Genomic DNA, 11,935 nt, shown 5'->3' on the forward strand with positions numbered 1-11,935 from the left:
CTGTTGCATAGGAGAAGGATATGAAGAAGCTGAAGAAGTTAACGGGCGTGCTCAGCGTAATCCTCCTGAGCGTCGCCTTCGCGGCGCTTGTTACCTACGTCACGGCACCGGAGGACGAGCGCGCCGAACTGGCTGGGATTATCGCGAGTTCCGAGAATGCGGACCGGGTGCGCCAGATCGACTGGGAGTCCCTTCCGCCCGAGGTCGTCGCTTGGGTCGAGGTTCCAGGGACGTCAATCGACGAACCCGTCGTTCAGGCAAGCCCCGACGAGCCCAACGCATACCTGTATCGGGATGCGCTAGGGCAGGGCGCTTACGGCACGCCCTACATAGACAGCGAGTGCTCGCTAGACTCGTCTTTCGTCATGGTCTACGGCCACCACATGTCGGACGGCTCTGCCTTCGCCGACTTCGCAAACTTCATCGACGAGGCTTATGCGCAAGAGCACGATGAGATAATCATCTACCAACGCGGCGGCGAGACCCTTCATCTTGCGCCCATCGCCATTGATGTTGTGAATGCCAGCCGCGAATCGCTGAGGATTGATCAAGGCGTAGCTCCCGCAGAGCGCATCGCTGAGTCAGATTTGATTTTGTGCGACCCGGGCGAAGCAGAGCAGCTCTTCGCATTCACGACCTGCTCATATCAGACCTGGAACTCAAGAACGACGGTCTATGCTATAGAACATAGCCGACTTTCCCAACAGCGATGACCCCACGGCGAGGAAGCGTTATGGCGGGTTTCGGCCCTTCGGACATCTCAATCTCAGCATAGCTTGGGGCGAAGGCATCTAGGGCGGGTCGCTCGAACGCGAACCGGTCATACTCGAAGACGTCCAGCCCTATCTCGCTCAAGACCGAGTCGGGAAGCTCGTAGTCTTGGTCGACAAGCCCAAAGAACGTGGCACCGTGCTCCACGGAGAACGATATGAACGCTTGCTTTCCGGCTTGGTACGTGAGGCCACCAACAGCCGAGCCAACAAAGCTCCCAAGCATGTAACCAAGTGCGGGAATGGGGCATGCTGCCTGCCCCAACATTCCCGATGCAAGGGCGCAGGAAGCGATGAATGTATCGTTCAAAATGGCATCGGCGTAAGATCGTTGATCCATCTCGCCATGAGCCATCCTGATGCCGTTCTTCAAAGCGTTGAATGCGATCACGGTGGCGCTTGCGATCACTGCAGAGGGAAGCCCTACAAGGGACTCGCCGAGCTTTCCCGATTGAGCCATGTCGGTCAGAGCAGCGGTAAGTGCACCCGTCACGAATGCTGAACCACCTGCAGCCACCGTGTCTGCGCCGTCTTCCTGCAAGCGACCGAGATCGATAGACCCTTCTTGTGCAAGCTCTTGGATAGATTCAATGATGGTAGGGGCCGCCTGCAACAATGCTGCGATCGCGGCTGCAGAGAGTCCCGCCTTGAGGGATGCCTTGGCGATGTGCTTCGCCTCCATCAGCTGATCGGCTGAAATGCCATGATTCCCAAGATCGAGCGAACCCTCTTTCGACTCCCTCGCGAGCCGCTTCGATTCCTCGCGCGAGAGCCCTTTGGAGGAGATCCCGTCCCTATCGGAGACGGTGCTGGTGAGCTTTTCCTTCGTTTCGGAGTAGTGCCTCACTTCATCTGGCCGCACAACGGATTCCTTGACGATCCTCTGGTCGAGGAATGCATCTGCTTCGGCCAATTGACCATCGGGGATTAGCCTCCCCATTCCATCGTAGATGGGGTCCGACCCCGTTGCTCCATCGGATGCAAGAGCCTTTATAGCCCCGGAGCTTGTATGGGGATTGCGAGATGCCTCTTCTAGGGAAACGGCTTGCGCCCTGGCGCTTTTTGCGCCATCCGCGTAGTACTTGATCTGAAATGCCTCGCCGGTATCCAATACGACATCGGGAGAAGCGAAGGTGTTGACACGTGGCACGTACGCACGATTGGACGAGTCGTTGAGTATCGCGTCGATGTTGAAGGTGTCGGCATGGTAGAACTCGGCGATGTCGCCGCTCAGCGTCTCAACGGTTTTGTTCGTGCCAAGTTCTGCGATCTCGCGATAGAGCTTTCCTATCTCACGGTCTATTGCTTCTATGCGCGCTGACTCGGTCAGTGCGGCAAGCTGTGCGCCAGCAGTCCTGGCATAGAACTCATAGCCGTCTTTGAACCCGTCGCTCATCTCACGCCCAAGAACGCCGGAAGAGCATCCATGTAAACGATGAGCGAGAGAAGGGAGTATTGCTGATCCTTCGCCTTGCCCGCTTGAAGCAGATCGCCTCCGAAGTTCAGAGCCTGGCCAGCTGCGCCTACAACGGTCTTCCCGTGCATTGCAACTGCGGAAGCTACGCCAAGAACCGGAGAAAGAAAGCCTAGCGGCACAGGCAGGAAATCAATCGGCTTGACCTCTTCTGTCGTCTTGCCAACATTCGAAGCTTCCTCGGGGCTGAAATGCAGATCCAGCTCCTTCTCGAAGCTCTTGCCATACTTCGCGCACAGCTCTTTGAAGTGCTCGTAATTGTCCTTGTTAAGCGAGTTGTCGGCTACTCGCATGAAAGCCTGCGTGCCGAGCCATCCATAGCTCATGCCTAATTCGTCGAATCTCACGTCCATGTTGCAACGCGCTTCCTTGGCGGCATTGGTATCTCCGATGAACAGGATGTGGTTAGAGGAGTTCAGCTTCTTCATGTTGTCGAGGTAGTGCTTCTCGTCCCAGACGACGGCATCGACACTGCCGTCCCTCGTTCCCACGATTTCGTCGCCCTCGTCGTCGAAAGCGCTTATCAGCTGCTGGATGTAAGTTGCGTACTTCCTGTCGGAATCACCGCAAACGATTATCAGAGACTTCCTCATAGATCCTCCTAAAACTTGGATACTATTTTAAGGCCTCGATTTGCTTAAACCGCCCGAGTTGGAAGCTAACCGGGCTTCAGGCATCAATTCCACACCTGCTCGTAGCGCCTCCACGCCTTGACAGGCTTGCCGCCATCTTCCTTGTAGGGAGAATAGAAAACGAGCAGGTCGTCATACAGCCGCGCGTACCACCAGTTGCGGAACCTGCCGTTCTCGTGACTGAACACCTCCCTGAACATGATTTCCGGGGTCAGGAGGTCGTGGCCGTCCGGCATGTCTTCAAAGAAGGCGTACTCGGGGCATTCGTCTCTTTCGTTCCTCCAAGTGAAGTGACGGTCTACCTCGTTGAACAAAAGGTTGTTGTAGCAGATTCCCTCCGCATGCTCGGCTTCGAGGTCGGAGAGTGTGAGAGTATCTACGTCGATGCGCTTCATGTACCTCGTCACGGATGCGCCGTCCTCGAAGAACAGCATCCTGTCGCATATGTCGCATTTCCAGATCTCGGTGGCCAGGTCGCTGTACTGGATATCGAAGAAAGCCTTTGATTCCCAGTTTTCCTTCAGCATCGCATCAGCCATGAAATAGTATTCGACCTCGTCACCGTCGGAGGTGTTCGAGATGCACCCTCCGCAAGGGCACCCTATTCTCGCCATTCGCAGCTCCTCTTTTTCGGATAAGGAATCATGCTGCCATGTTAGCCTTCTGCCACATGCGGGGGTGTCCCATGAACGCGCAAGCTCGGGAAGCTTCAGCGGATATAATCGTTTCGATCGAATCTCTAGGGAAAGGCTAGCATGAACAACAACCATGGATGCTGTTGGTGGGTCTTCGTGATCGCTCTGGGCATCGCCTTCGGGCTTGCCCTGTTCGCATTCTGCGGATAGCGCATGCAGCCTTCTGACATGGGGCAGGAGGACTCTCGCCGCAACGGCCTAAGGAAGTTTGTCGTGGCCACCTGCTCTCAGCTCCACCACAACGCCAAGCTGTCGGGACGATACCTTGCTCTGGACTCTTCTACTCTCGTTATCTGCTTTGTCCTTTTTGAGGCGAACGAGCTCCTAATAAAGCCATGGTATTCATCCCCAGATGGCGATCTGGTGGGCTACTTGCTCCAATGCCATGCGAACGACTTCCTAGGCGGAACCGCCTTCCTCGCTTATACCAATCTCTTGATAGACCTCGTCAAGCCGGACGTCAGGTTCAAGCGCTTGCCGACGATGCTCGTTTTCATTCTTCTGTGCGGCCTCTTCTGGGAGCTCGTTGTCCCTGCTTTCCTGGCTGACAGCGTCGGCGATCCCTTTGATCTCATTGCCTACATGCTAGGAGGATGTCTCTATTGGGCCCTCAGCATGGCTGCCGGAAGGGACCGAAGCGCTGAGCGAAGATAGCGGGGCTACGAATACGGGCGGGGACGCAAGGTGCGTCCCCGCCCGCAATGGAGGCCATGTACGGCTTGCAGCATAGACCTAGGCTAGAAGACGATGATCTCCTCCTTCCAGCTCTCGGGGAACGCTCTCATGACCTTCATAATCTCTTCCCTCATAACATCTGCGAGCATATGGCTCATGTGGTAGTCGCTTGATGACTCGTCGACGTATCCAAGGGATTGCTCCACTCCGGCAAAAACCCTCAGCGCCGACCCTATCGTATCCTGCAGCTTCAATGCCTCTTCATCTGTCATAGTTCTTCTCCTTTCTCTTCGAGGCGTCTGGCCATTGTCCGGCTATGGCCTGAAATTGCTGCAGCCTATATGCATCATTCCCAATGCCCTCCGACGACGCGGGTCTCCCAGTGGCCCTCTGCGGGATGGCTGACTGTGTTGTAGCCGGTGACCTCTCGACGCACCTCGCTGTGGTGCCCCGAGCCTTCTCCTGCGATCATATGGGCCTTGCCGTGCGCCGACGTGTTGCCCGTGATGTCCTGTCCGCAGATGTTGCAGATGGACACCTCCTTCGTGCCGTAGACGGGCACCTGCTCCGACCATGCGGCCTTGTCCTCAACCCAGACCTGCTCGGTGTCCTCAACCCACTTCTTCTGCTGTGCGGGCGCTTGGTCGGAACCCGCAGAGTAGGCGCTTCCCGTGTTCTGCGAGGGGCCACCGGGGTCGCCGGTGCCACCTGACGCCTGTGCTCGATCTGCGATTCCTGGCTCCGGCGAAGGCCCCGAAGGCGCGTCCCCGCTATCGGGTTCTGCGTCCTCGGCCTCCTGAGGATTCGACTCAGACGCCTCATTGTCCTCGTTTCCCTGCTCCGGGAGCTCGATCCCTCGCGCCTCGCCGATGATGCCTGCAGCCGCGTCTCCGACGGCTTTCACGGCCCCGGCCTCACTTGAGAGCGTGGCTGCCGAGCAAGCCGCCAAGCCTGCGACCAGGACGGCAAGCAGGAGCGTTGCGACAATAGCGGCAACCCTGCACGTGCTTACGCCTTTGAGCTTATCGAGGATCTTGTTCATATCAACCACTCCCTACATGAATCGGAATACTGCCTTGATCGGGAAACGCACGAAGCTACCAACCAGCCTCATCGAGATCACCCCATTCCTCGTCCATCTCGTCCTCTGCGACCTCCTCGGCCCCGAGCAACATCACCTTCGTTGCAACCTGCCTCGGGATTCCTGGAACGCACGGCTCCATCTCGCCAGTCGTCTTCTGCAGATAGAGGTAGAGCTCGCGGATGCGCTCGTGAAGCCCCTTGGACGATGAGCCGATGCACTCGTATGCCTTCTCGTCGAAGCTCTGGAGGTCCACGAGCTCCCCGAGCACCCGCTTGACGATCGCCTCTCCGTCCACCACGACGAGCTCCACGTGGTCGAGCTCCTCGGACGATGCGAGCAGGAAGCGCCACCCTTTGGTGCGTCGCGCAACCGGCACTTCTCCTTCGGTGGCCTCCTTCTTGAACGCCTCGTCTGCGAGGTAGCTGTGCGCTGCCAGCCAAAGGCCGTCGAATGCCATGTCGTCGAACCTCACCTCGAAGTTGGTGAGCATGTTCTGCTTGCCGAGGGGCATCGCTTGGGTGAACGTGGACGTGTCGAACACGTCGAGTCGCTTGTCGTCGTATGTGATCTTGACTATCATCGCTCGCCCCTCTCTCGGTAGCGCATGCGCTCCGCCTCCTGCGCCCTCTGCCTTTGGGCCTCTCCCTGGCCGCCCCGCCTGCGGGTAGCTATCGGTGCTGGTTCGTTGCTTCCCTCGCGCCAGGTCATGAGCCGGTTCTCGGCCACGTACACCCTCGCCTCGGCCAGTCGCCTGAAGCCCTCGGAGTCCTCGTGGCCGCGCCTCGTGAGCGTCGCGATCCTCTTGTCGAAGTCCTCCATGTAGCGGACGTCGAACTTGGCGCACGTCTCAAGCACGGCGGAGAGTCGGCTCAGGTCCTGAAGGTCGTTCAGCTCGAACGCCTCGGCTGCGCGATGCCTGATCTCTCGCCCCGACCTTGCTTCTGGACGATACGAGGACTGGCGCTCGAAGCGGCTGCGGAGCATCTGCTTGCCGAACGTGTAGCCGAGCCTCTCGCCGGACACCCTTCGCGTGGGCTGGTCGGCCAACGCGAATATCCAGTCGTCCCGCCTGGCGCTGGCGGAGTTGTCGGACACCTCTAAGCCGAGGCGGTCGAGGGCCTCCAGAAACTCCGCCTCGGTTCGGGAGGTGTTCTTCGCCAATGCCACCCGCGCGCGTATGTCTCCCACCCAGGAGTAGCTGCCCTCGCGCATGAGCTCGCGCTCGGCGCGCCCGAAGTAGACCCCCTGGCGACTTCGCGGCCTGCCCTCGTCGCGGCTTCTCTCGCCGCGATCCGGCATCACGTTGGAGAGCCCCGTGAGCCCCCGCTCCCGTGCCATGTCCTGTAAGTCACGGTTCAGGTCCTCGGGATGGTCGGTGTGGAGCCGGTATCCCGTCTTGAGGTTGACGTTGTTGACCACGACGTGGGCGTGCGGAATGTTCCCCTCGTTGTCGTCGTGGTAGACGATGGCGACCTCGTGTGAGCCGAAGTGCTTCGCCGCCCATGCCTGCGAGAGCTCGCGGAGCTGGGCCATGCTTATAGCGTCCTCCGGGTCGGGCGAGATCACGAAGTGCTTGAACGTTCTCGCCCGCATGCCCTTCCAGGGGGCGTCGGTGCCGTAGGCCCTGCGCGTGGCATCCATCTCGGCGTCCCACTCGACTTGAAGGGGCGCGCCGCCCCGGTCCTCCGTGATCCACTCCTCTACGGGCAGGTTCAGGAAGTCCCGGCCGAGCGCGCGCCCGTCCTTCTCCAGGTAGTTGCGGATACCCCCGGTGCCGCCGTGCCCGGATATGACCTTCAGGATCGGCATGGTCACTCCTGGACGAGCTGCTTGCTCTGCAGCTCTGCGATCTCGTAGACGATGCGCTGGGCGTTGTCGTTGACGTCGATGAGCGCGCACTCGATGCTCTCGGCCTTCCCGTCGAGGATGTCTGAGCTCGCCTTGCCGTGCGCCACGTAGTAGTTGATGGAGTTCATGGCGTGGACGGCCTGGTTGTAGTGGTAGCCCCAGCGGGTGAGCTCCTTGGAGATCCTCGCGAGCGACTTGCGGTCGAGGACGAGGCACGACACGTCCTCCGCATGCTCGCCCTCGGTGACTACGGGGATTCGGATCAGGTAGCGCAGGTACTTCGATTTCGAGAGCTCCGCCTCTCGGCAGCGCTCCACGAGCTTCTGGTAGTCGTCCTCGGCGAGGCGGAAGCTCAGGGTATGGGTCTTGTTGGTATCGGTCATGATGATTCTCCTAACCATCGGAAGTCTCTAGGTCTTCAGGGGCGCGGGGGATCCCCCGCCGGGCATTGAGCCTCGAAGCGACGCTTCGTGAGCATCGAGGCTGCCCGCCTGGTTCATCCCCCGGAGTCGCCGGAGCCGAGCCCCTCAATTGCTCGGCGACAAAGCTGATCGAACGCCTCCGGGGGCAAGTGCCATGGCGATGGAATGGAAATGTAATACGCCATGGGCTACTTGCTGGATTTCGCGTCTGAGCGCCGATAATCCCCGAGGTGGGGACTTATCCCACCAACTTGGCGATGCGGGCGCTCAAACGCTTGATCTCGGCGACGGCCTTCCGGTCGGCGCCGCTCACCTCGCCGAGGTGCGAGGCGGCGTACGACCTGAGGTCGTCGAGGATCCGCACGAGCCTCCTGTCCGCCTCCTCCTCGACGCCGAGCTTCTCCTTGAGGTAGTCGGTGGTCTCCTTCTTGTTCAGCCCGGCAGGGCGTCCCGCGAACAGGCGCGCCTGCTTCTCCTTCGGGAGGTCCTTCAGCATGTCGACGCTCGACGCCGAGAGCCTGCCTTCGTCGGCCTCCTGCGCCCAGTGGCGCGAGAGGCTCTCGTTGATGACCTTCGCGAGCTTCTCCTCGCGCCTGATGGTCTTGGGCGACACGGTGCGGCCGGTCTGCTCGTATACCATCGAGGCCTTGATGTCGGCCGTGCGCATGCCCTTGAGGTCCGGGTTCTCCGCGCGCAGGCGCTCCGCCTCAAGCCCGAGCGCCTCCGTCGCCCGGGCGCGCTCGGTGACGGTAAGGGCCCGGACGAAGTAGTTCGCTGTGTGGAGGAGCGTCACCGCCTGGGAGTCGGTGAGCCCCTCCACGACGCGGCACGGGATCCTCGCGAAGGAGTCGTCCCCGGAGGCGAGGAGGCGGTACGCTTCGAGCCGGCGGTGCCCCGAGATCATCTGCCAGCGCCCGTCGTCGAGCTTGCGCACGAGGGGGATGTCGGTGAGGCCGTCCTTCTCTATCGAGCGGGCGAGGTTGGCGATGGACCTCTCGTCCATGGAATAGGCGATGTTGGCGGGGTGCCCCTCGATGGCGCCGACGTCGATCTCCACGATGGGGAACCTCTCCCGGGTGAGGGAGGACTCGTCGAGGAGGCCAGAGATGGAGAAGCCGGATGCGACGTCACTAGGCGAGCTCATGGAAAACCTCCTCGGCAAGCGCGGCATAGTCCTTGGCAGGTCGGCTCCCCGGCTCGAAAGAGGTGACCGGCTGCCACTGCCAGCTGCCCTCGCAGACCTTGGAGGATGCGTGGATGACGGTGTCGAACATGACGTCCGGGAAGTACCTGTCGAGGACCTCGGCTCCCGTGCGCTCCGCGTTCGTCATGCGCCCCGGGACGCAGGTGCGAAGGATTCGGAACTTGGGGCGCGGGAGGCGGAGCGCCTCCGTGATCGCCCTCGTCGCCTCCACGGTGAGCGCCGTGCCCCGCATGACGGTCGAGTCGAGCTTCACCGGGATAATGATGATGCCGTCCTCTGCTGCCGCCAGGTATGCGTTGAACGCGAGGCGCTTCAGCACGGGAGAGCAGTCGATGATCGCGATATCGAAGTCCTCCGCCGCGTCATCGAGGGCGAACTTCAGCCTCTGCTCGCGCAGCAGGAGCTCGTTCTGGTCGACGAGCTCGATCACCGAGGGGATGACCGACAGGCCAGTGCCCCCGCACGGGTAGGCGATGTCGGCCACGGACGCCCCCTCGTACAGGAGCTCGACCGAAGTGCGGCCCTCAGACCTCGCCTTGTCGTAGAGCCCGTAGTAGTCGGTGGCGGATGCCTGCGGGTCGAGGTCGATGAGCAGGACCCGCTTGTCCCGGGAGGCGTAGATAGCGGCGAGGTTCACCGCCGTGGTGGTCTTTCCCACGCCTCCCTTGTAGTTGGATATGGCGATAGTGCGCATGAAGGCTCCTTCCTGCTTGCGTCTTGACCGGGGGCGCCCCCGGAGGTGGAATGGGGCGCCCGCGATTTGTATTACACTGCCAGTATAGCACAGAACAGCACAGTATTGTGCTGTTCTGTGAGATTCAGCCGATCTACCACCACGCGTGGTAGAAGAGCTCGTCCCATTCGTCGACCTTCTCAAGCGCCCGATTGACAATCTCGATCGTCTCGTCGAGGGTCTCGAAGTAGTCGGAGTCGAAGGCCTGGCCGCCGAAGAAGAAGCCGTCCTCGCGGGGCATGACCCTCGCGGCGCAGCTCGGGTCGTCGAGGACCTTCCGGCAGTCGCTCATGAGGCAGATGAGGTCGCCTCGGCACACCGGGTAAAGCTCGCAGTTCTCGATGTAGCCGTCTGATGTGTTGCGCTCGAACCATCCGTGCACGTGGTTGGCCTTGCGCCAATAGCCAAGAAGCTCGCATCCGTCGGTACCGGGGCGGTTCTTGGTGAGGTACATGTCGAGTCCCATGATGTGAATCCTTTCGCTTGGTTGGTAGGCCCGGACCCCCGCCCGGGCTTGCGCCCGAGCGGGACCGGGGTTCCTCCGTAGGAGGATGTCAGGAGGTCGTCACTCCTCCTCGGAGTCGATGTCGCATCCGGCGGACATGGCGTTGATGTGATGGCGGATCATCGCTCGGTCGGGGCTTACGAGGATGAGGGCGATGACGTCGAACCTGACCGGGCAGTCGACGCACTCCGTCTCGTTGCTGGAGAGCCAGTCGATCGCGAAGGCTTCGAGCTCCTCGCGGGTCGCGGTGCTCTCGGGGAATCCCTTGTCCTTCGCCTTGCGGCTCTTGACGGTTACGAAGACGATGGCGTTGTCTTCCTTGGCGATGATGCCCACCGGGCCCTCCCCGTCGTTGGCCTTCCAGGTGCGCTCGATAATCTCGTAGCCTCTGCGGATGAGGAACATCTCGGACGCCTCGAAAGCCCTGCTTGTGAACTTGTCCATTTCTACGACCTCCTGTTGCTATCGGCTCGCCCCTTTGGCTTGCCTTGTGAGATCGCGGACGCGCGGGTTCGCGTCCTGCGCAAGGGTTCAAAGCGAAGCGGCACGTGGGAAAATCCTCCTCGCCGTGGTAGTTTTCGGATTTGTTTTGGAGGCCATGGAAGACGCCTCTTCCTGCAAAAGAAATCGGAAAAGTATCGCGGCCCTTGCGGAGGCCAAGCGGTTCCGTGCGAACGTGCGTCGAATAAGGGAAGACCAAGGGAGCGCCGTACAGAAGGTCGGAAAATAATGGTCAGCCATGCGGGCATGGGCATCGAGGATGATTGCCGCACGGTGGGAGAGTTTGTGCGCCCATGGGACACCCGGAGGCTAGGACACGGATTATCGCCTAGAATGGACAATAGCGCTTTTGTATTACCTCAAGGCGCGAGGAATCGAGGGAATCCCATGTCGAACAACCCGAAGGCGAAGCTCAAGACTCTCTACGTGATGCGCATCCTCCAGGACGAGACGGATGCCGAGCACGGTCTGTCGTTGCGCCAGATCATAGAGCGCCTGAACGACTACGGAATACAGGCTGAGCGCAAAGGCCTCTACCGCGACATCGAGGCGTTGCGTGAGTTCGGCTTCGACATACAGACGTATCAGAGGAACCCCGTGCAGTACGCTATCGCGAGCAGGGACTTCACATTGTCGGAGCTGATGCTTTTGGTTGACGCTGTGGAGTCGTGCAAGTTCCTCACCAAGAGGCAGTCCCGGGCGCTCACGACGAACCTGAAGCTTCTCGCGAGCGACCACGAGCGCGCGCTGCTCGACCGCCGCATCCACGTCCCCGGGAGGATCACCTCCAAGCGCGACAGCGTGTTTCAGGACATCGACACGCTCCATGACGCAATGAGGCTCCAGAAGAAGGTCGAGTTCAAGTACTACAAATACGCGCTCGATGGCACGCGCTACGCAACCCATGACGGCAAGAAGCACGTTGTGACGCCGGTCGGCATCGCCTTCTCGGACGGCTACTACTACCTCACCGCCTGGAACGACGACCATGAGAACATGACCGAGTTCCGTATCGACCGCATGGAAAACGTCAGGGTGTCCGATGAACGGGCAACGCGAAACGACGAGATAACGCATCATACCTTCGAGGGCGATGGGCACGAGCTGTTCGGTCGCTTCGGGGGAGACCCCGTCACGGCAACGCTGCTCGTCAACGCCGACAAGGTGGAGATCATCATGGACCGCTTCGGCGATTCGGCCGAGATGTACAAGGCGGATGACGAAACCGCCAAGGCGGTCGTGAAGGTGCACAAATCCGAGCAGTTCTTCGGCTGGCTCGCAGGCCTCGGCGGAACGGTGAGGCTGCATGCACCAAAGAGCCTGAAGAAGGAATACAGGGAGTATCTACTTAAGATGGCGGACGCTCTCTAAATATAGATTGGTTAGCAGAAT

General features: G+C 60.3%; 15 protein-coding genes. 3 read left to right on the top strand and 12 right to left on the bottom strand.

Annotated features, from left to right (window positions below; all coding sequences use genetic code 11):
* The first annotated feature begins 20 nt into the window (after positions 1-20).
* Positions 21-713 (top strand): class B sortase, encoded by a 693-nt coding sequence (locus ACTOXK_RS03860; protein ID WP_482277570.1) that lies wholly within the window; start codon positions 21-23, stop codon positions 711-713.
* On the opposite strand, the gene ACTOXK_RS03865 is transcribed toward ACTOXK_RS03860, so the two are convergent.
* The 3 genes from ACTOXK_RS03865 to ACTOXK_RS03875 all read right to left on the bottom strand — a co-directional run bounded on the left by ACTOXK_RS03865 (position 679) and on the right by ACTOXK_RS03875 (position 3,490).
* Complete coding sequence (locus ACTOXK_RS03865; RefSeq protein WP_482277571.1) at positions 679-2,166, bottom strand: hypothetical protein; 1,488 nt, start codon at positions 2,164-2,166, stop codon at positions 679-681. The two genes, ACTOXK_RS03860 and ACTOXK_RS03865, sit on opposite strands and share 35 nt — an antisense overlap.
* Complete coding sequence (locus ACTOXK_RS03870) at positions 2,163-2,837, bottom strand: hypothetical protein (RefSeq protein WP_482277572.1); 675 nt, start codon at positions 2,835-2,837, stop codon at positions 2,163-2,165. Before ACTOXK_RS03870 ends, ACTOXK_RS03865 begins: the two co-directional genes overlap by 4 nt.
* An 83-nt stretch (positions 2,838-2,920) precedes the next feature.
* A complete protein-coding gene (locus ACTOXK_RS03875) occupies positions 2,921-3,490 on the bottom strand; it encodes a DUF8617 domain-containing protein (protein ID WP_482277573.1) in 570 nt (189 codons plus the stop codon).
* A gap of 294 nt (positions 3,491-3,784) precedes the next feature.
* On the opposite strand from ACTOXK_RS03875, the gene ACTOXK_RS03880 reads away from it, so the two are divergent.
* Positions 3,785-4,225, top strand: a complete 441-nt coding sequence (locus ACTOXK_RS03880; RefSeq protein ID WP_482277574.1) for a hypothetical protein — start codon at positions 3,785-3,787, stop codon at positions 4,223-4,225.
* A gap of 83 nt (positions 4,226-4,308) precedes the next feature.
* Here the strand turns inward: ACTOXK_RS03880 and ACTOXK_RS03885 are convergent, their stop codons facing one another.
* The 9 genes from ACTOXK_RS03885 to ACTOXK_RS03925 form a co-directional block, all read right to left on the bottom strand.
* Entirely contained in the window at positions 4,309-4,518 is a 210-nt protein-coding gene (locus ACTOXK_RS03885; RefSeq protein WP_482277575.1) for a hypothetical protein, read from the bottom strand.
* A gap of 74 nt (positions 4,519-4,592) precedes the next feature.
* Complete coding sequence (locus ACTOXK_RS03890) at positions 4,593-5,288, bottom strand: hypothetical protein (RefSeq protein ID WP_482277576.1); 696 nt, start codon at positions 5,286-5,288, stop codon at positions 4,593-4,595.
* 55 nt (positions 5,289-5,343) lie between these two features.
* On the bottom strand, positions 5,344-5,910 hold the full coding sequence (locus ACTOXK_RS03895) for a hypothetical protein (protein ID WP_482277577.1): 567 nt from the start codon (positions 5,908-5,910) through the stop codon (positions 5,344-5,346).
* Positions 5,907-7,139, bottom strand: coding sequence for a relaxase/mobilization nuclease domain-containing protein (locus ACTOXK_RS03900; RefSeq protein WP_482277578.1), 1,233 nt, complete (start codon positions 7,137-7,139; stop codon positions 5,907-5,909). The genes ACTOXK_RS03895 and ACTOXK_RS03900 overlap by 4 nt, the downstream gene beginning before the upstream one ends.
* 2 nt (positions 7,140-7,141) lie before the next feature.
* Complete coding sequence (locus ACTOXK_RS03905) at positions 7,142-7,561, bottom strand: plasmid mobilization protein (protein ID WP_482277579.1); 420 nt, start codon at positions 7,559-7,561, stop codon at positions 7,142-7,144.
* 277 nt (positions 7,562-7,838) lie between these two features.
* The gene (locus ACTOXK_RS03910) at positions 7,839-8,744 is read right to left on the bottom strand and encodes a ParB/RepB/Spo0J family partition protein (RefSeq protein WP_482277580.1); all 906 of its coding nucleotides are present in this window, start codon (positions 8,742-8,744) and stop codon (positions 7,839-7,841) included.
* Positions 8,731-9,498 carry a ParA family protein gene (locus ACTOXK_RS03915; protein ID WP_482277581.1) on the bottom strand — a complete coding sequence of 256 codons (768 nt, stop codon included), beginning with the start codon at positions 9,496-9,498 and terminating at the stop codon, positions 8,731-8,733. Before ACTOXK_RS03915 ends, ACTOXK_RS03910 begins: the two co-directional genes overlap by 14 nt.
* Before the next feature lie 133 nt (positions 9,499-9,631).
* Positions 9,632-10,003, bottom strand: coding sequence for a hypothetical protein (locus ACTOXK_RS03920; protein ID WP_482277582.1), 372 nt, complete (start codon positions 10,001-10,003; stop codon positions 9,632-9,634).
* A 99-nt stretch (positions 10,004-10,102) separates the two neighbouring features.
* On the bottom strand, positions 10,103-10,486 hold the full coding sequence (locus ACTOXK_RS03925; protein ID WP_482277583.1) for a YraN family protein: 384 nt from the start codon (positions 10,484-10,486) through the stop codon (positions 10,103-10,105).
* Between the two features lie 444 nt (positions 10,487-10,930).
* On the opposite strand from ACTOXK_RS03925, the gene ACTOXK_RS03930 reads away from it, so the two are divergent.
* On the top strand, positions 10,931-11,914 hold the full coding sequence (locus ACTOXK_RS03930) for a helix-turn-helix transcriptional regulator (RefSeq protein ID WP_482277584.1): 984 nt from the start codon (positions 10,931-10,933) through the stop codon (positions 11,912-11,914).
* Positions 11,915-11,935: the final 21 nt, after the last annotated feature.

It is taken from the genome of Adlercreutzia sp., assembly GCF_056795635.1.